The sequence below is a fragment of the Methylotenera sp. genome (assembly GCF_036401095.1).
In the GTDB taxonomy this organism is placed as follows: Bacteria; Pseudomonadota; Gammaproteobacteria; order Burkholderiales; family Methylophilaceae; genus Methylotenera.
The window spans coordinates 24,887-49,470 of sequence record NZ_DASWWA010000017.1; the positions used below are offsets into that span (position 1 = coordinate 24,887).

Genomic DNA, 24,584 nt, shown 5'->3' on the forward strand with positions numbered 1-24,584 from the left:
CTACAACAATTTTGCTTGTATTCTACAAGATATAACAGAGATTACGCACGAATTATTGTCAAGTATTGGACACTTATGTTCAAATTCGGACAGTACGTTAACTTTATCAACTTGTGAACCAGCTAAAATATGCGCACGCTCTATCAGTTTTACCAGTTAGCACTCAACAACCATGATCGATTGATGGCACTCATGATGCTGTCATTGCATGCGCTACTAATTTGGGGTGAAAATGGCCACTTGCACACAGCATTGCTGCTGTGCCATTACGGCTTCTTCTTACTATGGCAGCCAGTCATGCGCCAAAGTGACAAGCTATCGTGGAAAATGGTTGGGATTGTGCTTACAGGCGCCTACCTTACCACATTCCTTACCAACTGGTGGGTCACTGCATTTTGGATTGCAGGGCTATTCTCGTTGATTGGCGGGCGCGTACTCTCCAGCGAAGCATCGCACTCAAAAGTTCCGAACATTCTTGCTGCTTCATACTTGCTTGCAATTCTACTGCTTTGGGTTGTGCCCAAACTACTTGATGCTAACAATGATTTATTAGCCGCGGAACTACTACTTATTTATGTATTACCTATACTCCCGCTGACCATCTTATTTTTGTCCGCAAAAAATAATACTCTTGCTGGTACGCCCAATATTGACTTCTTTTACACTTTACTTATCTTTTTACTGACAATAATTGTCATATTAAGTAGCTTTGCGATTGGCGTAATCTGGCAAATCCATTATGTAAAACTGCTGATATTCACTGTTTTTGGCCTAGCAACCACATTGATTGCGATTAGCTGGTTATGGAACCCTAGTGCAACTTTTTCAGGCTTAGAGCTTTTGATGTCACGCTACTTATTAAGTATCGGACTGCCGTTTGAACAGTGGATCAGGAAAATTGCAGCATTTGCAGAACATGAAACTTCTGCTGAGGGTTTTTTACAGGCATCAATGCGCGAATTGGCCGCATTGAACTGGGTAAGCGGGGTGTCGTGGCACTCTGACAGCACGCAGCAGAAAATTGGTGAATCCACTCACTACATCTCTACCTTCAGCTTTCACCAGCTGCATTTAACACTTTATTCACGCTGGCAATTTACCCCTGCCATGTATCTGCACGTACAGCTGCTGACGCAAATTCTAGGTGAGTTTTATGAGGCAAAGCGCCGCGAGGAAACGATTAGCCAAAACGCTTACATGCAAAGCTTGTACGAAACAGGATCTAGACTAACGCATGATATTAAGAACATTTTACAATCCCTAGGCACGCTGTCCGCTGCAGCAGAGCAGAGCAACCATGCAGAAGACGACGCCAGACTGGTTGACCTTATTAAGAAGCAACTTCCAAGATTAAGCCAGCGCCTTGCGAGCACCCTAAACAAACTCGAAGAGCCAGGCGTAGAGAAAAAGAATCAGGCCAAGGTCAGCTCTTGGTGGAAAAATTTCAAAGAACTTAACTCGCATCAGCAAGTGCAATTTGAGGCACCAGTAAATTTACCTAAAACCGATATTGACCCCGATGTTTTAGATAGCGTTGTAGATAACCTGATACAAAACGCGCTAGAGAAAGCGAGACTGGAAACCGGCATCGGCATCAATGTGGCCATCATGCCTTCTAATCACTTTTGTATTGAAGTCACAGACACTGGCTCTGCGCTACCTAGTGACGTAGCAGAAAAACTGTTTAAATCTCATGTCAATTCAAAAAGCGGCTTAGGGGTTGGTTTATACCATGCAGCACAACAAGCTGAGCACGCAGGCTACCAGTTAAGCCTGACCGACAATGTTGATGGGGAAGTTAGGTTTAGGCTGGAAAAAGTGCATTGATGCGATTAAAACATCTGCAGCAGTAATAAATAAGGCCTTGCGACTATCATCACAAGGCCTTATTTGCATCCTACCAACGGATGGTATTACTTCAGCGGACTTATTCCTTAGTTATAACGTTCCATATGAATGCAAGCCGCTTAAGAACATATTCACACCCAAGAAGGCAAAGGTTGTAATAATCAAGCCAATGAGTGCCCACCAGGCCAACAATGGTCCGCGTAAGCCTTTTACCATACGCAAATGTAGCCATGCTGCATAGTTGAGCCAAACAATCAGCGCCCAGGTTTCTTTCGGGTCCCAGCTCCAATAACCGCCCCAAGCCTCAGCTGCCCACATTGCACCTAAAATGGTTGCAATAGTGAAGAAAGCAAAGCCTACTGCAATGGCTTTATACATTAAGTCATCCAGCACATCTAAGCTAGGCAAACGTGAAGTAAGCACGCCTTTGCTAGCCAGCAGGTAGGATAAAGCCACCATTGCCGCTAAAGAGAATGAGCCATAACCAACAAAGTTAGCTGGCACGTGTATTTTCATCCAGTAGCTTTGTAGCGCAGGCACTAGCGGCTGAATGTTATGTGCGGCACGATCAAAGGTATACCATAAGATAAAACCAACCGCGGCATTAATGACCAGCAGCACAAAACCACCCAATTGCTTGGTGTTCAATTTTTGCTCATAGTGCAAATATAGCAAAGCGGTGATTAAGCAAAACAATACAAAAACTTCATATAAATTGCTCACGGGAATATGACCAACATCCGTTGCAATTAAGTAAGACTCATACCAGCGAACCATCAGGCCCACGAAACCAAACAGCACCGCAGCCCATGTTAGCGCTGAAGCCACTTTGCCGGTAAACGCACTACGTCTATATAACGCAAACCAATAGGTTACCATGGCCAGTACAAATAAAACATTCATCCACATAATGGCTGACTGACTGGCAATTAGAAACTTCAAGAAAAACACTTGAGTGGCGCGCGCTTGATCCCCCTGATACATAGCGATTGCGACCAGACTAAGCACACCAACACCCAACACCAATCGTCCAAGCGCCTTCCACTGCCAGCCCAGATAGCTGATTAAAGCGGCTGCACCGAATAAAAAGGTCACCTCATAGGCATCCATAAAGTGCGCATATTTAATAAAAGCGAATACCGAACCCGCAACGATAACTAAGGCATATAGCCAATCTTGCCAATTCAGCCTTTGCAGCAACGTTTGTTGTTGATAACCTATTGTGTCATTCATTTTCAATTCCTTAGCTAGTAATGCCAGCAAGTTGTTCGCGATATAAATTAAACTCTTGTTCAAAATCTAAATTTTTACGATTAGAAGCCATCGCAAAATGCACCTCTTTCGCACTTGGTTTTAGATACAACCAAATTCTTCTTTCGCGGATATACATCATGGCAAAAATGCCCAATACCAAAATCACCGAGCCTAAATACACCCATTTCTGCCCAGGTGACTTAGTCAATTGTAGACCACTTGCCTCTTTATGCTCAAACTGATTAAGCTGCAGATAATAAGGCGTGCCGTAAAAGAACATATCACTGAAAGCATTTAAACTATCGCGTAGCAAGCGCTCGGTCTCCGGGCTGTTTTTCAACAGCGGTTTTTTGTTGAGCTCTAAGCCCATGTTGTAAGCCTCATATGCTGCTACATTCACCATTTTGATATAGGTCGTTGCTGAAGCCTCACGTTCTTTCTCTGGCACATTCTTCTCAATTACTTTGGCCACTTCACTATACCCGCCCTTTGCAAATACAGTGAGCAAACGTACCAAACTAAGTTCAAACTGCTTCTTCATCTGCGGGTCGCCACGCACGCCCAAAGACTTTTCAGCAATGCGCTTCGCGATTTCCGGATATTTGGAAGCATCTAACATCATGGCTCTAAAGCCCATAAAACCATCAATACTCAAATTATCATCCGCTGGGATGCGCAAATAACGGAAGTCCTCTTGCACCGTTTCACGCATGCCGGATAAGAAGTAAAACTGACCGTCTATTTGCAAAGGCTGCATATAGGTCACGTATTCGGTAGCTTGGCCACGGTTATCACGTAGCTTATAGGTCACATTCGGCCCAACGTTATGCGGTTTACCTTTGCCATCTGGTGACATATTAATAATATTAAATTTACGGAAATCGTTATACTCAACACGCAACTGGGCATCACCCTCGCCTAATGCGCCTTCACCAAAGATGTTGCCAGATAATGCTTGCGGTTGATTATTAGATGCAAAAAGATTCCACACATTAAACTTCAAGCCAGTGCCGCCATCTTGGAAGTCTGATTGATAAATCGCGATGCCTTTATAAGTTAAAGGATGATTCACGCTAATAGTTTTGGTAATCGGCTCTTTTAATGCTGGGTCAAAAATCACCAAATCACTCTCAAATGACTTAGGCTGACCTGTGGCGTAATGCTCTATACGAAAATCTTTTAAACCAATAGAAAACGGCAACTCTTGCACCAAGTAGCCATCTCGCACGCGTAAAAAGGCCACGTTATGCGTAGCACCCTCAGCCAAGGTCATATTGCCTCGAAACGAAGGATTGCTCACCGACATCCTACTCTCTGCAGGCACTTTTGAAACCGGCAAGTCTGTAGTTTCAATACGCTTATAACCTAGTAGCTCCTGCACCTTGAACGGCAAGTTGCCATCCAGCAAGCCGCCGAACAAAATTACCACCATGGCAACGTGCGTAAAAATATACCCCCAGCGCTGATGAGTGCCGGCTTTAGCTGCTATTAATTCACTACCATCTTCCTGTGCTCTGATTTTGTACTTAAAGCCTTTTACATCTAAAAACTGTAAAAGGTTTTGTTTAACCATAGCGAAGTCTGCTGTTGGTTTAAATGTAGCTTGATGACTAAAGGCACGCAGTGATTTTTCTGTGGCATGCTCTTTAAAGGTACGCCACTCTTTGAGCATCAAAGGGGTGTTGCGGTAGATACACAGGCTGGTAGATACCACCAAAAACAACAAAATCACTAAAAACCAAACACTATGGTAAACATCATACAAACCCAAACGCTCAAACAGAGCGAACCAGAACTGCCCAAACTTTACGATGTAGTTTTCATACGGCTCATTCTGCTTAAGTACAGTACCGATTACTGAAGCAACGCCCAAAACGCTTAGCAAACTCACCGCAAAGCGCATGGAACTCAGCAAATCAAGAAAGTTTTTAGTAAATGATAATTTAGGATTCAAAATACGGCACTCTGAGGGTAAATTTTAGGTTAATGCTCGTGGATACTGCTGTTACGTATGACTTTGACCGGGCAATGATAGTTGCTGAAGTTAATAAATAAAGGAGATTTATTCAGGCGTTTTAGCGTTAAAAAAGGGCAGCATTGCCACCCTTTTTTCACCAACATTCGATACTAGCGTAAGCCTTGAATATAATCTGCTACAGCAGCCATTTCCGCATCAGACATCTTAGCTGCAATCGCCATCATCATAGGTGCGTTAGCACGCTCGCCTGAACGGAAGGCTTTTAACTGCGCCAATGTGTAATCAGCATGCTGACCACTTAAACGCGGGAATTGTTTTGGCAAGCCAGCACCGTTCGGGCTATGGCAAGCTGCGCAAGCTGGAACATTAGTCGCCGCATTACCTGCACGGTAAATTTTTTCACCGGCTGAGCCTGCCCCATTTGATTTTGCCTTACCTAGCGCAGTTTTTTTGCTTGAGAAATAAATCGCTAACTCTTTCATTTCTGCTTCTGACAATGCGCCTGCCATACCAGACATCACCGCATTGGCACGTTTGCCAGATTTAAACTCTGTTAATTGCTTTTCTAGGTAGTCAGGATGCTGACCTGCTAGCTTAGGATTAAGAGTAATCACGCTATTACCGTCTGGTGCGTGGCATGCAGCACAGACATTATTAACGGTTTGTTGTGCAGATTTTGCCGCAGCCTCTTCCGCTTGCGCATTAATAGAAATCCCCAACATTAAACCAGATATCAACCAAGCTAGATGACGAAATTGCATTACCGCTCCTAAATCTAAATTATTCAACCAATTAACGCGCTATTTTAGCGAAAAACAACTATTCGTGATAGCATTTTTCACCATTACATCAATTCCTTTGATAATTCAAAAAAACTACGACTGACAGTCGGCGTCAAATCATTATATTAATTGGCATGACACGTTGAATTACCAAAGCAATTTGCTTTACCAAAATCAGGATCAATATGCCGTTATTTCAAAATGCCGCTTTCTTTATATCAGCTCACCACTTGCGCGATTTACCGCCAGCCAGTGGTATTGAAGTCGCCTTTGCCGGCCGCTCCAACGCAGGAAAGTCTAGCGCACTCAACACCTTAGCCAACCACAATCGCTTGGCGTTTGTGAGTAAACAGCCTGGACGTACTCAGCTGATTAACTTTTTCACGCTGGGTAACGACAGACATCTCGTAGACTTACCCGGTTACGGCTACGCAAAAGTACCGGAAGCCATGCGTGCGCACTGGCAAAACGTATTGGCGCGCTATCTGAGCGAGCGCAGCAGTTTAGGCGGCCTAGTGCTAGTGATGGATAGCCGCCATCCGCTTACCCCACTCGATCGCCAGATGTTGGACTGGTTTTGCCCCAGCGGCAAACCGGTACATGTGCTGTTAACAAAATCCGATAAATTATCACGCGGAGAAGCCTCGCTCACGCTCAACCGAGTACGCAAAGAATTAATAGAAACTTGGGGCAACCACTACAACAGCGAGTGCACCATACAGTTATTTTCAAGCCTAAAGAAACAAGGCGTAGAAGAGGCTGAAAAAGTAATTGGCAAATGGCTATTTGTTGAAGACGACGCAGCAGAAGAATCGGAACAAGGCTAACTTACTCAGCTAACCCCAGCCCAAGGTAGTTAATACTACTTAAGTGTAAATACCATATCCCACACACCATGCCCAAGTTTTAAACCACGGTTCTCAAACTTGGTCAGTGGGCGGTAACTTGGTTTTACTGCATAATCTTTCGCCGTATTTTCCAGCTGAGCTTCTGCATTAAGTACCTCTAGCACCCATTCAGCATACTCCTGCCAATCTGTTGCCACGTGCAGATAGCCGCCAGCCTTAAGCTTAGTGCATAGCAACTGCACGAACTCTGCCTGAATCAAGCGACGTTTGTGATGGCGCTTTTTATGCCAAGGGTCTGGAAAGAAAATATGCACGCCATCTAGGCTGCCATCTGCCACCATGTTATGCAGCACTTCAACCACATCATGCTGAATCACACGGATGTTGTTTAATTCATTTTCCTGAATCAATTTAAGTAGCGCACCCACGCCAGGCGTATGCACCTCGGCAGCTAAGAAATCACAATCTGGCAATACTTGCGCGATTTTGGCGGTGGTCTCCCCCATGCCAAAACCAATTTCCAGAATCTTTTTACTGTCAGCGCGATTAAATAGCGCATTAAGATCTAATAACTCAGGTGCGTAATTCACGCCAAATTGCGGAAAACCTGTTTCTAGCGCACGCGCCTGGCCTTTAGTTAAACGCCCTTGACGCAATACGAAACTGCGAATACGACGCTGGCTTAGGTCTTCAGCATCGTCTTGAACTTGCTCTGTTTGATTTAATGTATTCATAAGCGCGAATTATACTTCAGCTATTACAACTCGTCAGGCTCAACACATTACCTCGGTCATGTCACCAAGCTCCATATCGCTAAAGCGTATGGGATTTATCACCATTACTAAAGCCGATCAGCGCGTGATCAAGCCCCTTACCCAAGGCAATTACTTTAAACAAATCGCCCATCTCGGCTGGAGATAATAACTTTTGCGCGGCTGCGGCAAGTGGCGCATACCGCGCCATATCATGCGGAGAGATTTGACTCATAATATCTAAAATACCGCAGTTCATTAAAAATTGTGCTTGCGAGCAAAAGCCTATCAACTCCAGACCATTATGCTCGCCAATATTAGCCACACTAGTAAAGTCGACGTGTGCAGTAATATCCTGCAAACCTACATAAACCAAGGGGTCAACATGTGCATAATGCTGGTAATGACACATCAACGTACCTAAATTACGCTGCGGATGGTAATACTCACGGGCAGAAAAGCCATAATCCACCAGAATAATGGCACCATGCCTTAATGCACTAGCCAAGCTACTCACCAACCCAAATGCGGCAGGGCTCACTTCAGTCAGATAATCATCAGGAAGCTCATAGCCGCTGACTAAATCCAATAATTTGCCAGCAGGCAGGGATTGATCCTGCCAATAAAACTCACCATTAAATGCAACCCCACGCTCACACAACGCTTGCGAGTCTGCAGCAGCCGGTTTGTAGATTAAATGCACAGGCACCGCATCAAGCACCTCATTACCTAGCATGACACCAACAAAATTGTCAGGCAAGGCAGGCAACCAGACCACTCGCTCAGCCAGCGTTGCAGGGAGGTGTTTTTTGATCGTTTCTTGCTGCACTTGACGCAAGTAAGTGCTAACTTCAAGAATAAAATAATGGGCAGGCAACTGATTAATCGCCTGCAATGCCAGCAGCAAATCTACCGCCAACTTACCTGAGCCCGCGCCCAACTCAAGCACATCGCCCTGCGTTTCAGCCAACACCTGTGCAACTTGGTTAGCCATTGCCTGTGCAAACAAAGGGGATATTTCAGGTGCAGTGACAAAATCTCCACCCATACCGAACTTTTTAGCACCGCCGCTGTAATACCCTAAGCCCGGTGTATAAAGTGCCATGTGCATAAAGTCTGCAAATGACAACCAACCACCATTCTGACTAATTTTATCTTGGATTAACAATGCGAGCTGTTGACTAAGTGCTTGTGCATCAGCGTTAGGAATAGGTAATGAACTCATAAGCCATTATAATATTTTAGAAGAAAGAAATGAGTAAACTGTGGATACGAACAAAGATAAAGTTATATTAATCACGGGCGGCGCCAAACGCGTAGGTGCAACCATGTGCCGAGAGTTGCATAAGCAAGGTGCTAGGCTCATGATTCACTACAATAACAGCATGTCCGAGGCTCGAGCATTGCAGGCAGAGCTTAATCTACTGCGCCCAAATTCGGTTGCGATTATTCAAGGTGACTTACTTAACCTTAATGTTTTACCAACGCTGGTGAGTGAGACTGTGCATCAGTTTGGCAAGTTAGATGTGCTGATTAACAACGCCTCGACCTACTATCCAACTGATCTTGGTCAAATTAACGAAGAAAACTGGCAAGATTTAATCGGCAGCAACCTCAAAGCTCCAGTGTTTTTAGCGCAAGCCGCGGCAACCGAGTTGCGCAAAAATTCGGGCTGCATCATCAACATTACCGATATGCATATTGAACGCCCGAAAAAAGGCTACATTGTTTACAGCGTGGCGAAAGCGGGTTTAGTCACACTGACTAAATCCCTAGCGCATGAGCTTAGCCCGGAAGTGAGAGTAAATGCGGTGGCTCCTGGTCCTGTACAATGGCCAGAAAGCAACCCGCAATTTGACGAAGTGTATCGTCAGCGCGTGATTAATCAAACATTACTTAAACGCGTGGGCGAGGCCGAAGATGTAGCTAAGGCCGTCAAATTCCTGATTTACGATGCACCATTTATTACCGGTCACATACTAGCGGTAGATGGTGGCCGTTCTTTAAACTTATAAGCGCGATAGCGCATGATGAAGGCATCATGCGAATCGGTGCTACTTTGCAACATATTCTAAGCTGCAACTATTATGATTAAACACTTACCTGACAACCACTCGAACAACTTTATCAAGCTGCGCAACAGCTTGATTAGCGCAACTGGCAAAGCCATTGGCGACTACAACATGATTGAAGATGGAGACACCGTGCTCGTCTGTATGAGCGGTGGCAAAGACTCGCACGCCATGCTGATGATATTGCTGGCATTGCAAGAGCGCGCACCCATCAACTTCAAACTGATTGCAATGAACCTAGATCAAAAGCAACCAGGCTTTCCGGCAGATATTTTGCCAGCCTATTTTGAAAAACTAGGCATCGACTACCGCATTGTAGAAGCAGATACCTACTCTATCGTTAAAGAAAAAATTCCTGAAGGTCGCACTACGTGTTCACTATGTTCACGCCTGCGTCGCGGTGTGATTTACACCACAGCGAAAGAGCTGGGAGCTAATAAAATTGCACTTGGTCATCACCGCGATGACATTGTGGAAACTTTATTCCTGAACTTATTTTTTGGCGCAAAAATGAAAGCCATGCCACCTAAACTGGCAACCAATGATAAACAGAATATCGTGATTCGCCCATTAGCATATTGCAGCGAGAAAGACATCGCCAGCTATGCACGCCAAATGGAATTTCCTATCATCCCTTGTGACTTATGCGGCAGCCAAGAAAACCTGCAACGCCAAAAAGTGAAAGACATGCTACAAAGCTGGGAGCGCGAGCAGCCGGGACGCATTAATAATATTTTCCGCGCCATTACTAATGTAGAGCCATCACATTTGGCTGATACTGACTTATATGACTTCAAAAACTTAACTCAAGCCAAGGCTGACGATGAAGATCCTTTATTCGGCGACATTTCTAACGAAGGTGCTGCATTAAGCTTAGCTAACACTGAAGGTAGCAAAATTGAGTTTATTCGCAACAAATAGTCTAACAAGCAAAAATTTTGCACACTATATGGCTTAAGTTGTTGTATTTTAGGCAATGTCCTTGTTATCATCCAAAATGTTATAAATGCAAACTCCTTATTATTAGGCATTCATGTCCAAACTACTTATTGTTGAATCTCCATCTAAAGCAAAAACGCTCAAGAAATATCTTGGTAGCGATTTTGAAGTACTTGCCTCGTATGGACATGTCCGTGACCTAATTCCAAAAAATGGCGCAGTAGATACCGAAAATCAATTCGCCATGAAGTACGACATTATTGAGCGTAACAGTAAGCATGTGGATGCTATCGCCAAAGCCGTAAAAAATGCAGACAGCATTTATCTGGCAACCGACCCGGACCGCGAAGGCGAGGCAATTTCTTGGCACATTGCCGAAATTTTAAAATCTAAAAAACTACTCAAAAACAAACTCATGAAACGCGTTGTGTTTCATGAGATTACCAAGGGTGCCGTAGAGCACGCAATTGCCGAACCACGCGACATCTCTATGCCTATGGTCAATGCACAGCAGGCACGCCGCGCGCTGGATTACCTAGTTGGCTTTAATTTATCGCCATTGCTGTGGAAAAAAATCCGTCGCGGGCTATCAGCAGGCCGTGTACAGAGCCCAGCATTACGCTTGATAGTAGAGCGCGAACTAGAAATTGAAGCGTTTAAATCTCAAGAATATTGGTCTATCCATTTAGATGCATTAAAACATCAGCATGGGTTTAAGGCGAAACTGGTACAACTTAACAATCAGAAAGTTGAACAGTTCACGGTTATCAACCATGACCAACAGTCTGATATCGTTGGCAAACTATTATTAGCCAGCGCTGGCAAAACCACTGTATCGCGTGTGGAAAAGAAGCAACGCAGCCGTAGCCCAGCTGCCCCATTTACCACCTCTACACTACAACAAGAAGCTGTGCGCAAGCTTGGCTTTACTACTTCACGCGCTATGCGTGTGGCGCAGCAACTATATGAAGGTGTTGATGTAGGCAGCGGCACCGTAGGTTTAATCACCTATATGCGTACAGACTCATTTAGCTTGGCGACTGAAGCGGTCATGCAAATCCGTGACTACGTTAAAAAGAATTTTGACACAGATTACCTGCCAAAATCGCCAGTCATGTATAAAACCAAGTCTAAAAGCGCACAAGAAGCGCATGAGGCGATTCGCCCAACAGACATTTCTCGTACACCTGCCAGCGTTCGCCAATATTTAAACGACGAGCAATTCAAACTGTATGAAATGATTTGGAAACGCGCACTCGCTTGCCAAATGGCACCAGCCAAGTTTGATGCGGTAAGCGTAGATTTAAGCGTAGGCAGCGATGCCAACCTATTCCGCGCTACAGGCCAAACCCTAGTGTTCCCCGGCTTTATTGCGGTATACATGGAAGGCTCGGACGACGAGGAAGAAGAAGCAGAAAGCAAGTTACCTAACCTGGAGACAGGTGAGGTGCTCACAGTTGAAAAAATCTACGGTGAGCAGCACTTTACCGAACCACCACCACGCTACTCTGAAGCTAGCTTAGTGAAAGTGTTAGAAGAGTATGGCATCGGCCGCCCTTCTACCTACGCCAGCATTATCAGCACACTGCAAGACCGTGAATATGTACTGCTGGATAAAAAGCGCTTCACACCTACCGATGTAGGCCGGGTTGTGAACAAGTTCTTAACCGAACACTTCACCAAGTATGTGGACTATGACTTCACCGCAAACCTAGAAAACGCGCTGGATAGCGTGGCTGAAGGCGAACGCGAGTGGATTCCGCTGATGGATGAGTTCTGGAAAGACTTTAACCAGCAGATTCATAACAAGGCAGACGTTGATCGCCCAGGCAATGAGCTGATTGATGAAGCCTGCCCAAAATGCGGCAAACCACTACAAAAACAACTGAGCCGCTTTGGCAGCTTTATTGGCTGTACCGGTTATAACGACACACCAAAATGTGATTACAAACGCAGTATAGATGGCGCTGCAAACGCAGGCACGGATCCGGTCACCATCGGGGTAGATGCCGCAACCAGCAAAGAGATATACTTAATGAATGGTCCTTATGGTCCATATCTACAAGTTGGCATGGCGGTAGAGGGTGAGAAAAAGAAACCTAAACGCGTAAGCATTCCTAAAGAGATTCAATTGGCGGATGTGAATTTAGAAACAGCCAATATGTTGCTGTCGTTGCCACGAGATTTAGGCCTGCACCCAGAAACCAATAAAAAAATTATTGCCAATATTGGTCGTTTTGGCCCTTATATTAACCATGACGCAAAGTTCAAATCTATCCCTAAAAACCTAAGCGTATTTAGTATAGATCTAGAAGGCGCAGTCGCATTGTTAGCGCAAGCCCACACTGGACCAGCACCACTTTGCTCACTGGGCAGCCACCCAACGGAAGATGGCCAGATTGAAGTATTTGCTGGGCGTTACGGTCCTTATGTACAACATGGTAAGCTGCGTGCAACCCTACCAAAAAGCGTAGAGCCAGAATCGCTCACCATGGAAGAAGCCTTAGAGTTACTGAGTGCAAAAGCCGCTAAGGACGCGCCTGCAAAAAAAGCACCAGCTAAGAAAGCGGCGACTAAGAAAACAACGGTAGCAAGCGAAGACAAACCCTCAGCAAAAAAGGCAGCGCCCAAAAAAGCCACTACCAAGAAAGCAGCTCCGAAGAAAGCAACGGTTAAAAAAGCAAGTAAAGAAGCCTAGTACGCTGGCTAAGCAAGGCTAGCAAATAACTAAGCCTAAACTGAGCTTGGTTCAAGCTAGCTTTAGTAAAAATTGAACAATAAAAAAGCGGCTTTTAAGCCGCTTTTTTATTTACTGATATTTAAGTTATTCATAGCAAGGACGCCATCAAGATCGTGGCTGTCTCACTAAAAACCAGGTGCCAACTTAAGGCTCCAAGGTTTCTCTTTCCATTTCCTGTACAGAGATATGGCGCACATCTTTACCTTTAACCATATACACCACATATTCAGCAATGTTTTTAGCATGGTCACCAATACGCTCAATTGCCTTTGCTACAAACAAGACTTCTAACGACATAGAAATCGTACGTGGATCTTCCAGCATAAAGGTAATCAACTGACGCATGGCTGAACGGAAATGCTCATCCACCAACTCATCCTGCCTAGCTACTTCTACAGTTTTGCTCACATCCAAGCGTGCAAAACCGTCTAGCGCAGTGCGCAACATCTCGCGCACCAATGCCACCATCGATTTAATCTCATTAAAACGTGGCTTGTACATACGATCTTCATCAAAAATCTTTTGCGCAGTACGGGCGATTTTGGTTGCTTCATCACCGATACGCTCAAGATCTGTAATAGTTTTCACCATCATCATGACCATACGCAAATCACCGGCCGCAGGCTGACGACGCGCAATAATCTGGCTACATCCCTCGTCAATTTGCACTTCAAGTGCATTAACAAGCTGGTCGTTCACCATGACTTCTTTAGCTAAATTTGAGTCTAGCTTTACTAAGGCTTCAAGCGCTTGTACGATTTGCTGCTCAACCAAGCCGCCCATCTCAAGTACCTTGCCTCGTAAAGCTTCTAACTCTGCGTCATATTGCTTAAAGGTATGTTCAGAATGCATTTTTTAATTTCCAATATCTGCTAATCAACACAGTCTAACTAGTCAATATGACAAAATTATTACAATTCAATGATTAACAGTTACTTCTGATAGGTTTTTACGCCGTCAGCCGTTGCTAACAACAACACATTAGCTGGGCGCGCTGCGAACAAGCCGTTAGTCACCACGCCAACGATTTGATTGATTTTTGCTTCCATCGCAACCGGATCAGTAATTGCTAGGCCATGCACATCAAGAATCAAATTACCGTTATCAGTAGTGAAGTCACGTAACTGTGGTTGACCACCTAATTTCACCAACTCACGTGCAACATGGCTTTTTGCCATTGGCAATACTTCCACCGGTAATGGGAATTTACCTAGCACTGGTACATATTTAGTCGCATCACAGATACAAATAAACTTCTTAGCAACTGCAGCAACAATCTTCTCACGGGTTAATGCACCACCGCCGCCTTTTAGCATGTGCATATGCTCTGTAATCTCGTCAGCACCATCCACGTAGATTTCAAGGTTATCTACCGAGTTCAAATCAAATACTTCAATGCCATGACCACGTAAACGTTGCGCGGTTGCTTCAGAGCTCGCTACTGCGCCGTCAATTTTGTGCTTTACTTTCGCCAACTCTTCAATAAAAAAGTTAGCTGTAGAACCGGTACCCACACCGATGATACCGCTTTTTACATATTCCACCGCTGCTTTTGCAACCTGTTGCTTTAATTCGTCTTGTGTAAACGCCATTTACTTAAATCCTTATAAATTCTTTATAATGTCAATCAAACCATAACTATACACCGCTACTTACTAATACAAAATAACGCATGTCTACTAACTATCTAGAAAAAATCAGAAACTCCCGTGTATACGACGTGGCTAGAAACACGCCATTGGACTTCCAGCCCAATTTATCGGCACGCATCCATAACCGTGTTTTCTTAAAACGCGAAGACATGCAACCAGTATTCTCATTTAAGTTGCGCGGTGCCTACAACAAAATGGCCAACCTGCCAAAGGCCGCACTAGATTCTGGCGTGATTGCAGCCAGTGCTGGCAATCATGCACAAGGCGTTGCACTATCCGCACAAAAGCTGGGCTGTCGCGCGGTTATCGTGATGCCAACCACCACCCCGCTGATTAAGATCAATGCGGTTAAAAGTCGCGGCGCAGAAGTGGTGTTGTTTGGCGATAGTTACTCTGATGCCTACGTACATGCGCTGAAACTAGAAAAGTCTGAAAACCTCACCTTCGTGCACCCTTACGACGACCCTGATGTGATCGCTGGGCAGGGCACGATTGCGATGGAAATTTTAGAGGCGCATCCAGAACCAATTGAAGCAATTTTTTGCTGCGTTGGTGGTGGTGGTTTATTAGCGGGCATTGCCGCTTATGTAAAAGCGGTTAGACCGGAAATTAAAATCATCGGCGTTGAAGCGCGTGATGCTGAGGCTATGACTGAGTCATTGCAGCGAGGTCAGCGCGTGATGCTGGAGCAAGTGGGCTTATTTGCAGATGGCGCAGCGGTTAAACAAGTAGGTGAACACACCTTTGCACTCTGCCAACAATACGTTGATGAAATGATTATTGTAGATAACGACGCGATTTGTGCCGCAATCAAAGATGTATTTGAAGACACGCGCAGCATTTTAGAACCCGCAGGCGCACTGGCTACGGCCGGCCTAAAAGCCTACGCCACACGCGAAAAGCTGGAAGGCAAGACACTTATTAGTATTGCCTCAGGCGCCAATATGAATTTTGACCGCCTGCGCTTTATTGCAGAACGTGCCGAGTTGGGTGAAAAACGTGAAGCAGTATTGGCGGTGACGATTCCAGAAAGACCAGGTGCGTTTAAAGCCTTCTGTCATTTACTGGGCAACCGCAATATTACTGAGTTCAATTACCGCTACTCCGACCCTACAGAAGCACACATTTTTGTAGGGGTGGCAGTTAACGACCCAACAGAGTCTGCACAACTGGTGAAAGATTTGGCAGCCCAAGGTTTGCCTGCACTGGATTTATCAGAAAATGAAGTGGCTAAGCTACATTTGCGACATTTGGTAGGCGGCCACGCCCCGCAAGCTGAGAACGAAGTAGTGTTTAGATTTGAGTTCCCTGAAAAACCAGGCGCACTCATGAAGTTTTTAGACACCATGGGCCACGATTGGAACATCAGCCTGTTTCATTACCGCAATCACGGTGCAGACTTTGGCCGCGTATTAGCAGGCATGCAAGTACCACCTAATGAACTAAGTGAGTTTTCTGATTTCTTAAATAACTTAGGATACCCACACTGGGAAGAAACCAATAATCCAGCGTATAAATTATTTTTAGGTTAATGACACACTAAACTACGGCTACTCAGGTTAATCACATCAACATTGGTTAGTATCAACCATGCAAATTGGCTGATACTAACCAACCCAACACCTCTTAGCATGTAAGCTTTTGTTTTTAATCAGCTCTACTTTTAGTACAGTTCTTGCTTACATAGCAAGGTTAATATTTAAATAACAATATCAGCATCGCATCATCAGAAATCAATTTGGAGAGAGTGTATGAAATTTACCCCAGCATTTAGTAAAACACGTATTAGTTTAATTTTACTAGCGCTCGTAGCAGGCATTAACGGTTGCAGCAAAGGTCCAGCCGATCAAACTCAAGCGGCAGATAAAGCAAATGCTTCCGGCCTTGCATATGTAACGCGCCAAGATGCAGGTGTAAGCGTGATTGACCTGGCAACCATGCAAGTAGTTAAAGAATTTGATGTTAAAGCAGCATCGCCGCGCGGTTTAGGCGTTACCGATGACGGTAAAAAACTGATTGTGGCGACTCGCGAGAATGCAAGTATTTCAATCATTGATACTGCGACAGGTGCAGTATTACAACAAATCCCGGTCGGTAAAAACCCGGAGTTTGTACGCATTAGCGGTAACTATGCATTTATTTCATCAGAGCCAAGTGCCGTAGGCGGCCCACCACCAAAACCAGGCCAAAAACCGGCAGAGGAAGAAGATGACGATGATGAAGAGAAAATCCCAGCTAAAATCGCTGTTGTCGATTTAAATAAAGGTGAGAAGGTACGTGAAATCACTGGCGGCCCAGAAACTGAGGGCATTGAGTTTTCTGCTGATGGTAAAAACTTAGTGATCACCAATGAAGCTGACAACACAGTGACCGTACATAATATTGCAGACGGCAGCCTGATTAAAACTATTCACACCCACGAATATGGCGACCGCCCACGCGGCATCAAAGTATCACCAGATGGCAATACCTATTTGGCAACACTGGAATATGGCAACAAAATCATGGTGCTGGATAAAGACTTTAACTTTGTACGTACCGTTGATACCGGCGAAACCCCGTATGGCATTTCTTATGACAAAAAAGGTGAGCACATTTTTGTAGCGTCCAACAAGCAAAAAGCACTGCAAGTGTTTGACGCTAAAACTTACGAGAAAATAAAAGACATCCCTACCGGCAACCGTTGCTGGCACTTCACGTTCACCCCGGATGACAAACAGGTGCTATTGGCTTGTGGTAAATCAGATGCGGTATTCGTGATTGATGCGCAGAAACTGGAAGTGACGAAACAAATCGAGGTGAAGGACATGCCTTGGGGTATCGTGACCTATCCAAAATCTATGGGTAGCCTGGATACTAAACTAGACACCAAGTAGTCAGCAATCCAAGTAACGAACCACGAAGTCAGGCGGTCCGTTTTCAATCAAGCTCCTATCCGTGATAGGAGCTTTTTTATTTCAACTGCTCGATTATAAAAGCCCAATCTCTTGGGTCGACAGGTGTAATCGACAAGCGGTTACCGCGCTGCAAAATACGCAGATTTTCCAGTGCTGGCGTGTCACGCATTTCCTTTAAGCTTAGCAAGCGCGTTTTACGTACCAATTTCACATCCACATTAAACCAACGCGGGTTCTCGGGCGTCGCTTTGGGGTCGTAATACTTATGTCCTTCAACAAACTGCAGGCGATCAGGGTAAGCCAACGTAGCAACCTCAGCAATACCGGCGATACCAGGCTCATCACAATTTGAGTGATAAAACAGCACGCCATCACCAACTTGCATCTGGTCACGCATAAAGTTACGCGCTTGATAGTTGCGCACGCCGTACCAATCTACAGTTTGATTCTCAAAGCCTGCTAGGTCATCAATTGAAACATCGGATGGCTCTGACTTCATTAACCAATATCGCATTACGTTTTCCTGTCAAAAATGAGCGTCTATGATAATCTATATCCAATCAAATTAAACAAACTCTCAGATGACAAAACCACAACAAAAAAACGTACTTGGCACCACACTGCAAACTTGTAGTTTAGACCCGGTCACCGGATTCACCCGTTCAGGCTGCTGCGAAACTGGCGTTGAAGACCTCGGCAGCCACACGGTTTGTGCGCAAATGACTGAAGAGTTCTTGGCGTTCTCCATCTCCAGAGGGAATGATTTAAGTACGCCACGCCCAGAATACGGCTTTGAAGGATTACGTGCGGGCGACCGTTGGTGCCTATGCGCAAGTCGCTGGCTGGAAGCATCAGAAGCAGGATTTGCACCGCCAGTGATACTAGAAAGCTGCCATGAAAAGTGCTTGGAAATTGTAAGTTTGGCGGACCTGAAATATCACGCATTAAGATAGATACGGGCAATAGAAATATTGCCTGCAATCCAATGAGGAGTTCTCCACGGACGTAGCCTAAGCCAGCATCCTGAACCAAAAAGGCTCAAGTGGTAACAGCCTAGAGCGCATTAGGTACACTCGCCAAGAGGTTCTTAAAGAACCATCTATAGAGCGCTCACACAACAACTCGAATGACTAAAACCGATGCTATAAACTAGTTCAAGGAATTATTAGCCTAAACCACGCCGCAGAGAACAAACTGTATAACCTGACGTTTTATTTTTTAATCATAAAACGATTGAATTGATTTTACTCTAGTTACAAGAAAACACCATCAAGAAACGCTCACCTACTTAAATATTTTAGCTATATGTAAAGTTTACTTAGACTCACAAGCCTGATCTATCTGATCTTGCATCATAGAGATTCTGCGCTTGATATCGCCAACATTTACGTCGCCACTTTTACTATTGAGCAGCTCATAGGATAAGTTAAGCGCAGTCATAATCGCGATACGCTCAACGCCAATTACCTTGCCGCTATCACGAATATCGCGCATTTTTTTATCTAAAAAATTAACGGCATTAAGCAAACCCGGACGCTCTTCATCTGTGCATGACACAGTAAAGTCACGCCCCATGATATTGACATCAACGCCTTTAATTTCACTCATTAGCTTTTACTCAAAAATAATAATTTATTGAAAATTAAGGCAGGCTTTGCATTAACGCTTCGATACGCTCACTGGCTTTAGCCATATTGGCTTTTAACAATGCGGTATCAGATTCCATAGCGCCCAGATCACCACGCAGACGCACGTTCTCGTCGCGCAGCTCGTTATACCGCGCAATTAATTGCAACAGTTTTTGTTCTAGTGCTGTTAAGTCTGCGTCCATACAATCACTATAATTGAAAAAAATGATTGTAGTCAATAGCTAACAGCGATTTTTAAAAGTACTACAACACATTACAAAGAAATTTATCCTAGATAGTTCGCCTCATTGAATCTTTAAACGTTATAATTGTCGCTGTTGAAAGGTGCCTTGTTTGTTCTTAATAAACAAGGTGAAACTGGGAAATAGGTGCGTTAATCCGCTATTCTGAGCGTAACACAATGCCTATGCTGCCCCCGCAACGGTAAGTGAGTATGACTTTTAATCATATTGTTTGCAATAAACCACTGAGTCACGCTATTTTCATAGCCCACGCTTGGGAAGGTGCAAACATAACATTCACAAGCCCGGAGACCGGCCTCGCAACAATTAGTTGGAAATACCGCGGGGTGACGGTTTATCAAAACGTAACGCACAAGTACATACTTGTGTTGTATATCATTTTCGTTTCGATGTTTAGCTCCTCTGTATTTCCTTAGTTATCAGTCACATGCGGGGACGCATGTCACCAAAGGAAATTCAAATGAACAAGAGTATCATCGCTGGCCTTATCGGCTTGGCGTTTCATCCTGCCGTACACGCTGCAGAGACCATCAACTTAGACGAAGTTGTAGTAACTGCTTCACGCACACCTCAATTACGTACAAATGTTATCGGGGATGTCACAGTTATTGACCGTGAAGAAATCGAACGTATCGGTGCAGGTTCAATTAACGACGTTCTGCGTATGCAGTCTGGCGTACAAGTTATTTCTACCGGTGGCGCAGGCACAGAGGCTAGCGTATTTTTAAGGGGCACCAGCTCTGAACAAATTGTAGTATTGGTTGACGGCCTGCGCATCAACTCTGCAACGTTAGGAAGAACCTCGTTTGAGAACATTCCGCTCGCCCAAATAGAAAAAATTGAAATTTTGCGCGGCTCAGCATCTAGCCTGTATGGCGCAGATGCTATTGGCGGCGTGATTCAAATATTTACCCGCAAAAGCTTATCTGAAAAGCCATTGATTAACGCTGCGGTTGGCTTGGGCTCTTACAATACAAAAACTGCAGAATTTGGTATTAATGGCGGCATTAATGCGCTTAAATATGGTGTGAATGTCAGCAGCTTTGACACTGACAGCTTCTCAGCTAGACGCATCCGCCGAGGGAAAGATTCTGATGATGATAGCTACCGCAACTTAAGCACGTCAGCTTTTGCTGAGCTTGAACTTGCCAAGGGCCACACTTGGGGCTTGCAGTTCTTTGAAAGCAAGGGACACAACGAGTTTGATGGCAATAATTACGAGAACTTTACCGAGCAAACGCTACAAAGCTATGCATTTACCAGTAAAAACCAATTTACTGATTTCTGGCACAGTACATTTAAACTAGGCATGGGTGTAGATGATTCAGACAGCCACGCAAAACCCAACACATCCAAAGCAAGCTCTACTTACAACCCTAAAGGCATTAGTAAGTATCGTACCGAGCAAAAACAAATCTCTTGGCAAAATGATTTCACCTTACCACTGGGAACACTTACTTTGGCTTATGATAGGCTTGAGCAAGACGTGAGCAGCGTAGCTAACGTCAAAACAAAATACAAAAAAGAACGCAATGATGATAGCTTCTTAGCGAGCTACTTGCTGGATCATGGCAATCATTCTGTACAAGCCTCTATCCGCGAAGACCACAACACCCAGTTCGGCAACTACACAACTGGTGGCGCTGGTTATGGTTACCGCATCACACCACAATGGCGTATCACAGCCAACTACGGCAAAGCGTTTAGAGCGCCAACATTTAACCAGCTGTATTATCCAAACTTTGGCGACCCTACATTAACACCAGAAAAATCGGACAACGTAGAAGCTGGCATTAAATACAGCGGTGGAAAATTCAATGCAGGCATGACTGTGTTCCAAAACAAAATCCGCAGCTTACTCGCAAATGCTGGCCCTGCCACCCCAAGCTGCACACTCGGTGGCTTCTGTCCTATCAACGTCGGCAAGGCTGAAATACAAGGTGTAACCACAGAGGCAAGCTGGAACATTAACGACAACTTACTCTTAAGCGGTAACTTTACCGTGCAGTCACCGAGAAATGAGGATACGAACCAGCTTCTAGTGCGCAGAGGGAATCGCTATGGCACAGTTAATTTACTACACACATGGGGTAACTTACAGTGGGGCGCAGAAGTCAATGGCGCATCTACTCGCTACAATGACGCAAGCAACAAATTACCAATGAGCGGTTATATGCTCGTTAATATGACTGCCAACTACAAACTCTCACCTGAGTGGAAGTTGGAGGCACGAGCAAACAACTTGCTGGATAAGAACTATATTCTATCTTATGCAACTTCAACAGTGCCTTACAACACTGCGGGTAGCAACCTGTTCGTAGGCTTGCGTTACAACATGAAACCTTAACGCTAGTTAACCACTAGGGCGAGCGAAAACTCGCCCTAGCAAAACACATTTACGATAAAATCATGTTTTATTTAACTATTATCATTTAAGCGAAACAATCGGAGGCTGCACCTACTATGCTTACACTTTCTAAAACACAACAAATCCTTATAGGTGTTGCGCTTGCCGCACTGATCATTGTGACGCGCGGCCATCACTTTGCTTCAATCAACAGCCTACCTAGCGCATCTCTAGCTGTGTTTTTTCTAGCTGGTTTATATCTGCGCCCAGCGATTATGTTCCCGGCGTTACTGGCTTTATGTACCGGTTTAGACCTTTACTCTGTTTACTTCCAAGGCGTGAGCAATTTCTGCGTGACTCCTGCTTACGGCTTCTTACTACCAGCATATGGCACTATGTGGCTCGCTGGCCGCTGGTTTGCTAAGCACTATAGCTTCAGCACCAAGGCGATTCTACCTCTAGTTGGTAGCGCGACCGTTGCTGGCGCGTTAAGCGAGTTATTTTCTAGCGGTGGCTTTTATTTCTTTGGCGGTCGCTACCCTGATCCAACCATTGCTGAATTTGGTGCGCGTTTACTTAAGTACGCTCCACGCCAATTTGAAAATATTGGCTTCTGGTTGGCAGTTGCTGCCGTAGTGCATATTACATTTGCATTAGCAAACGGCCTAAGCCGCGCTAAAGCTTAAGTTAGATGACCACTGATGACAAAAGCACGCGCCATACAGCACGTATGGTGCGTAAAAAAGCAGTGATTGATGCTGCGATTGAACAAGCAAATCAGGAAAAAGGTCTGTTGCTGGTATTGACCGGCAATGGCAAAGGTAAAAGCTCTTCTGCATTCGGCATGATGGCGCGTGCTTTAGGCTACGGCATGAAGGTGGGCGTTGCGCAATTTATCAAAGGGCGTAGCGACACCGGCGAAGAGGCCTTTTTTCGCGGTCAGGCCAACGTAGAATGGCACGTGCTGGGCGAAGGCTTCACCTGGAATACACAAGACAGAGAACGCGATACAAAAACTGCACAAGCAGGATGGGCAATTGCGCAACGCATGTTGCGCGACCCTGACATTAAACTGGTGATTCTGGATGAGCTCACCTACACCATGAAATATGGTTATCTTGACCTCACACAAATACTGGCTGACATCGCCGCGAGACCCGCAATGCAACACGTAGTGGTGACTGGCCGTGGTGCACCGGCCGCACTCACCGAGTTAGCAGACACAGTGAGTGAAATTATGGATATTAAACATGCATGGCGTGCTGGCATCAAGGCTCAGCCAGGCATAGACCTATAACCCAAAGCTATGACCACTTGCAACGCCCTACTCATTTCCGCCCCAGCGTCTGGGCAGGGGAAAACCTTTATCACCGCGGCACTGGCGCGCGCATGGCGCAACCAAGGCCTACGCGTACAAGCCTTTAAGTGCGGACCAGACTTCTTAGACCCGATGATTTTAGAAGTAGCTACCGGGCGCCCTGTATACAACCTAGACTTTACGATGTGTGGCGAGGGCGATGCCGAAGCGCAACTTTATCGCGCGGCACAAGATGCTGATTTGATTATCGTCGAAGGCGTGATGGGCCTGTATGATGGCTCCCCCTCCAGCGCAGATATTGCCGTACGCTTTAATTTACCGGTACTGCTTACCATTGATGCAAGCGGCATGGCGCAAACCTTTGGTGCGTTAGCTAGTGGCCTGTTGTCACATAAGCCTGAGCTCATACCGGCTGGCGTACTTGCCAATAAAACTGGCAGTGTGGGGCATGGAAAGTTGCTGCACGATTCACTACCACCCCACCTCAATTGGTTTGGCGCATTACAAAAGAACGAAGCACTGAGCTTACCGGAGCGACATCTCGGTTTATTCCGCGCAGGTGAAATCAGCGATTTGGAGCAAAAAATCGAGGAGGCCGCCAGCGCGCTTGCGCAAGACTTACCGCGCCCGCCTGCCGTCACATTTAGTGAACCAAGCACACTACCGCCACCTAAACTCCTTGCTGGCAAGACGATTGCTATCGCAAGGGATGAAGCATTCTGTTTTATTTATCAGGCTAATTTAGACTGCTTGCAAGACATGGGAGCATCGCTGCGGTTTTTCTCGCCATTAGATGACCATACATTGCCAGAAGCCGACGCCTACTGGCTGCCTGGTGGCTACCCAGAGTTGCACCTGAATAAAATCAGTAGCAATTTAGCCATGAAAAATGCTCTACAGGCTGCCTTTGATGCACACAAGCCGATACTGGCCGAATGTGGTGGCATGATGGCCTTATCTACCTGCTTAAATGATGAACCTTGCTTTGACTTGCTATCAGGCGTGAGCAAAATAGAAGACCGTTTGCAGGGGCTAGGCTCATTAAAAGCCACATTATTGAACGACGAGATGGGCGCGCACACTTTTCACTACGGCAGTTTTACAACGGAGCTGCCCCCTATCGCCACCGCTAAGACCCGTTTTGGTAAAGTGGAAAACATTTACCAACATGGCTCTATTATCGCGAGCTTTTTGCACTTTTACTTTGCTTCCAACCCCAATTTAGCCGCGCAGCTGCTTACACCACGTTTTATGGCAAGGTAAGCC

Annotated in this window: 22 protein-coding genes and 1 riboswitch; of the genes, 12 read left to right on the forward strand and 10 right to left on the reverse strand. The window is 45.2% G+C overall.

Annotated features, from left to right (window positions below; genetic code table 11):
* The first annotated feature begins 129 nt into the window (after window positions 1-129).
* A complete protein-coding gene (locus VGD82_RS09935; protein ID WP_331020239.1) occupies window positions 130-1,827 on the forward strand; it encodes a HAMP domain-containing sensor histidine kinase in 1,698 nt (565 codons plus the stop codon).
* A 111-nt stretch (window positions 1,828-1,938) separates the two neighbouring features.
* Here VGD82_RS09935 and ccsB read toward each other — a convergent pair whose 3' ends face one another.
* From ccsB to VGD82_RS09950, 3 genes are all read right to left on the reverse strand, one after another.
* Window positions 1,939-3,081 (reverse strand): c-type cytochrome biogenesis protein CcsB, encoded by a 1,143-nt coding sequence (ccsB, locus tag VGD82_RS09940; RefSeq protein WP_331020240.1) that lies wholly within the window; start codon window positions 3,079-3,081, stop codon window positions 1,939-1,941.
* Between the two features lie 10 nt (window positions 3,082-3,091).
* A complete protein-coding gene (locus tag VGD82_RS09945) occupies window positions 3,092-5,005 on the reverse strand; it encodes a cytochrome c biogenesis protein ResB (protein WP_331020276.1) in 1,914 nt (637 codons plus the stop codon).
* A 224-nt stretch (window positions 5,006-5,229) separates the two neighbouring features.
* Window positions 5,230-5,841 carry a c-type cytochrome gene (locus tag VGD82_RS09950; protein WP_135278073.1) on the reverse strand — a complete coding sequence of 204 codons (612 nt, stop codon included), beginning with the start codon at window positions 5,839-5,841 and terminating at the stop codon, window positions 5,230-5,232.
* A 206-nt stretch (window positions 5,842-6,047) separates the two neighbouring features.
* Here VGD82_RS09950 and yihA point away from each other — a divergent pair, with 206 nt between their 5' ends.
* Window positions 6,048-6,689, forward strand: coding sequence for a ribosome biogenesis GTP-binding protein YihA/YsxC (gene yihA / locus VGD82_RS09955; protein ID WP_331020241.1), 642 nt, complete (start codon window positions 6,048-6,050; stop codon window positions 6,687-6,689).
* Between the two features lie 35 nt (window positions 6,690-6,724).
* On the opposite strand, the gene trmB is transcribed toward yihA, so the two are convergent.
* Entirely contained in the window at window positions 6,725-7,444 is a 720-nt protein-coding gene (trmB, locus tag VGD82_RS09960; protein ID WP_331020242.1) for a tRNA (guanosine(46)-N7)-methyltransferase TrmB, read from the reverse strand.
* 79 nt (window positions 7,445-7,523) lie between these two features.
* Window positions 7,524-8,687 carry a class I SAM-dependent methyltransferase gene (locus VGD82_RS09965; protein ID WP_331020243.1) on the reverse strand — a complete coding sequence of 388 codons (1,164 nt, stop codon included), beginning with the start codon at window positions 8,685-8,687 and terminating at the stop codon, window positions 7,524-7,526.
* A 40-nt stretch (window positions 8,688-8,727) separates the two neighbouring features.
* Here VGD82_RS09965 and VGD82_RS09970 point away from each other — a divergent pair, with 40 nt between their 5' ends.
* From VGD82_RS09970 to topA, 3 genes are all read left to right on the forward strand, one after another.
* Window positions 8,728-9,477, forward strand: coding sequence for a pteridine reductase (locus VGD82_RS09970; protein WP_135278081.1), 750 nt, complete (start codon window positions 8,728-8,730; stop codon window positions 9,475-9,477).
* 72 nt (window positions 9,478-9,549) lie between these two features.
* Window positions 9,550-10,455 (forward strand): tRNA 2-thiocytidine(32) synthetase TtcA, encoded by a 906-nt coding sequence (gene ttcA / locus VGD82_RS09975; protein WP_331020244.1) that lies wholly within the window; start codon window positions 9,550-9,552, stop codon window positions 10,453-10,455.
* Window positions 10,456-10,567: 112 nt separating this feature from the next.
* Window positions 10,568-13,171: a type I DNA topoisomerase gene (topA, locus tag VGD82_RS09980; RefSeq protein ID WP_331020245.1), complete on the forward strand. Its 2,604-nt coding sequence runs from the start codon at window positions 10,568-10,570 to the stop codon at window positions 13,169-13,171.
* Between the two features lie 186 nt (window positions 13,172-13,357).
* On the opposite strand, the gene phoU is transcribed toward topA, so the two are convergent.
* Window positions 13,358-14,065: a phosphate signaling complex protein PhoU gene (phoU, locus tag VGD82_RS09985; protein WP_135278087.1), complete on the reverse strand. Its 708-nt coding sequence runs from the start codon at window positions 14,063-14,065 to the stop codon at window positions 13,358-13,360.
* 80 nt (window positions 14,066-14,145) lie between these two features.
* Window positions 14,146-14,805 carry a ribose-5-phosphate isomerase RpiA gene (rpiA, locus tag VGD82_RS09990; RefSeq protein WP_331020246.1) on the reverse strand — a complete coding sequence of 220 codons (660 nt, stop codon included), beginning with the start codon at window positions 14,803-14,805 and terminating at the stop codon, window positions 14,146-14,148.
* Window positions 14,806-14,885: 80 nt separating this feature from the next.
* Here rpiA and ilvA point away from each other — a divergent pair, with 80 nt between their 5' ends.
* Window positions 14,886-16,397: a threonine ammonia-lyase, biosynthetic gene (gene ilvA / locus VGD82_RS09995; RefSeq protein WP_331020247.1), complete on the forward strand. Its 1,512-nt coding sequence runs from the start codon at window positions 14,886-14,888 to the stop codon at window positions 16,395-16,397.
* 219 nt (window positions 16,398-16,616) lie between these two features.
* On the forward strand, window positions 16,617-17,741 hold the full coding sequence (locus tag VGD82_RS10000) for a beta-propeller fold lactonase family protein (RefSeq protein WP_331020248.1): 1,125 nt from the start codon (window positions 16,617-16,619) through the stop codon (window positions 17,739-17,741).
* Window positions 17,742-17,817: 76 nt separating this feature from the next.
* On the opposite strand, the gene VGD82_RS10005 is transcribed toward VGD82_RS10000, so the two are convergent.
* Window positions 17,818-18,276, reverse strand: coding sequence for an EVE domain-containing protein (locus tag VGD82_RS10005; RefSeq protein ID WP_331020249.1), 459 nt, complete (start codon window positions 18,274-18,276; stop codon window positions 17,818-17,820).
* 67 nt (window positions 18,277-18,343) lie between these two features.
* On the opposite strand from VGD82_RS10005, the gene VGD82_RS10010 reads away from it, so the two are divergent.
* Window positions 18,344-18,715 carry a DUF2237 domain-containing protein gene (locus VGD82_RS10010; RefSeq protein ID WP_331020250.1) on the forward strand — a complete coding sequence of 124 codons (372 nt, stop codon included), beginning with the start codon at window positions 18,344-18,346 and terminating at the stop codon, window positions 18,713-18,715.
* Between the two features lie 361 nt (window positions 18,716-19,076).
* Here VGD82_RS10010 and VGD82_RS10015 read toward each other — a convergent pair whose 3' ends face one another.
* Together VGD82_RS10015 and VGD82_RS10020 are read right to left on the reverse strand one after the other, a co-directional pair.
* Window positions 19,077-19,370, reverse strand: a complete 294-nt coding sequence (locus VGD82_RS10015) for a cell division protein ZapA (RefSeq protein WP_331020251.1) — start codon at window positions 19,368-19,370, stop codon at window positions 19,077-19,079.
* A gap of 34 nt (window positions 19,371-19,404) precedes the next feature.
* Window positions 19,405-19,593, reverse strand: coding sequence for a hypothetical protein (locus VGD82_RS10020; protein WP_331020252.1), 189 nt, complete (start codon window positions 19,591-19,593; stop codon window positions 19,405-19,407).
* Between the two features lie 123 nt (window positions 19,594-19,716).
* Window positions 19,717-19,967: riboswitch (cobalamin riboswitch) on the forward strand.
* 146 nt (window positions 19,968-20,113) lie between these two features.
* On the opposite strand from VGD82_RS10020, the gene VGD82_RS10025 reads away from it, so the two are divergent.
* The 4 genes from VGD82_RS10025 (at window position 20,114) to VGD82_RS10040 (ending at window position 24,581) form a co-directional block, all read left to right on the forward strand.
* Window positions 20,114-22,000 carry a TonB-dependent receptor domain-containing protein gene (locus tag VGD82_RS10025; protein ID WP_331020253.1) on the forward strand — a complete coding sequence of 629 codons (1,887 nt, stop codon included), beginning with the start codon at window positions 20,114-20,116 and terminating at the stop codon, window positions 21,998-22,000.
* A 116-nt stretch (window positions 22,001-22,116) separates the two neighbouring features.
* Window positions 22,117-22,686, forward strand: a complete 570-nt coding sequence (locus tag VGD82_RS10030) for a hypothetical protein (RefSeq protein ID WP_331020254.1) — start codon at window positions 22,117-22,119, stop codon at window positions 22,684-22,686.
* Between the two features lie 5 nt (window positions 22,687-22,691).
* Window positions 22,692-23,297 (forward strand): cob(I)yrinic acid a,c-diamide adenosyltransferase, encoded by a 606-nt coding sequence (gene cobO, locus VGD82_RS10035; RefSeq protein ID WP_331020255.1) that lies wholly within the window; start codon window positions 22,692-22,694, stop codon window positions 23,295-23,297.
* Between the two features lie 9 nt (window positions 23,298-23,306).
* Window positions 23,307-24,581, forward strand: coding sequence for a cobyrinate a,c-diamide synthase (locus VGD82_RS10040; protein ID WP_331020256.1), 1,275 nt, complete (start codon window positions 23,307-23,309; stop codon window positions 24,579-24,581).
* Window positions 24,582-24,584 lie beyond the last annotated feature (3 nt).

What these genes read in the sequence shown, in the direction of transcription:
- VGD82_RS09935 (WP_331020239.1), top strand. Translation starts at nt 130, where the DNA reads ATGCGCACGCTCTATCAGTTTTACCAGTTAGCACTCAACAACCATGAT.
- ccsB (WP_331020240.1), bottom strand. Translation starts at nt 3,081, where the DNA reads ATGAATGACACAATAGGTTATCAACAACAAACGTTGCTGCAAAGGCTG.
- VGD82_RS09945 (WP_331020276.1), bottom strand. Translation starts at nt 5,005, where the DNA reads ATGCGCTTTGCGGTGAGTTTGCTAAGCGTTTTGGGCGTTGCTTCAGTA.
- VGD82_RS09950 (WP_135278073.1), bottom strand. Translation starts at nt 5,841, where the DNA reads ATGCAATTTCGTCATCTAGCTTGGTTGATATCTGGTTTAATGTTGGGG.
- yihA (WP_331020241.1), top strand. Translation starts at nt 6,048, where the DNA reads ATGCCGTTATTTCAAAATGCCGCTTTCTTTATATCAGCTCACCACTTG.
- trmB (WP_331020242.1), bottom strand. Translation starts at nt 7,444, where the DNA reads ATGAATACATTAAATCAAACAGAGCAAGTTCAAGACGATGCTGAAGAC.
- VGD82_RS09965 (WP_331020243.1), bottom strand. Translation starts at nt 8,687, where the DNA reads ATGAGTTCATTACCTATTCCTAACGCTGATGCACAAGCACTTAGTCAA.
- ttcA (WP_331020244.1), top strand. Translation starts at nt 9,550, where the DNA reads ATGATTAAACACTTACCTGACAACCACTCGAACAACTTTATCAAGCTG.
- topA (WP_331020245.1), top strand. Translation starts at nt 10,568, where the DNA reads ATGTCCAAACTACTTATTGTTGAATCTCCATCTAAAGCAAAAACGCTC.
- phoU (WP_135278087.1), bottom strand. Translation starts at nt 14,065, where the DNA reads ATGCATTCTGAACATACCTTTAAGCAATATGACGCAGAGTTAGAAGCT.
- rpiA (WP_331020246.1), bottom strand. Translation starts at nt 14,805, where the DNA reads ATGGCGTTTACACAAGACGAATTAAAGCAACAGGTTGCAAAAGCAGCG.
- ilvA (WP_331020247.1), top strand. Translation starts at nt 14,886, where the DNA reads ATGTCTACTAACTATCTAGAAAAAATCAGAAACTCCCGTGTATACGAC.
- VGD82_RS10000 (WP_331020248.1), top strand. Translation starts at nt 16,617, where the DNA reads ATGAAATTTACCCCAGCATTTAGTAAAACACGTATTAGTTTAATTTTA.
- VGD82_RS10005 (WP_331020249.1), bottom strand. Translation starts at nt 18,276, where the DNA reads ATGCGATATTGGTTAATGAAGTCAGAGCCATCCGATGTTTCAATTGAT.
- VGD82_RS10010 (WP_331020250.1), top strand. Translation starts at nt 18,344, where the DNA reads ATGACAAAACCACAACAAAAAAACGTACTTGGCACCACACTGCAAACT.
- VGD82_RS10015 (WP_331020251.1), bottom strand. Translation starts at nt 19,370, where the DNA reads ATGAGTGAAATTAAAGGCGTTGATGTCAATATCATGGGGCGTGACTTT.
- VGD82_RS10020 (WP_331020252.1), bottom strand. Translation starts at nt 19,593, where the DNA reads ATGGACGCAGACTTAACAGCACTAGAACAAAAACTGTTGCAATTAATT.
- VGD82_RS10025 (WP_331020253.1), top strand. Translation starts at nt 20,114, where the DNA reads ATGAACAAGAGTATCATCGCTGGCCTTATCGGCTTGGCGTTTCATCCT.
- VGD82_RS10030 (WP_331020254.1), top strand. Translation starts at nt 22,117, where the DNA reads ATGCTTACACTTTCTAAAACACAACAAATCCTTATAGGTGTTGCGCTT.
- cobO (WP_331020255.1), top strand. Translation starts at nt 22,692, where the DNA reads ATGACCACTGATGACAAAAGCACGCGCCATACAGCACGTATGGTGCGT.
- VGD82_RS10040 (WP_331020256.1), top strand. Translation starts at nt 23,307, where the DNA reads ATGACCACTTGCAACGCCCTACTCATTTCCGCCCCAGCGTCTGGGCAG.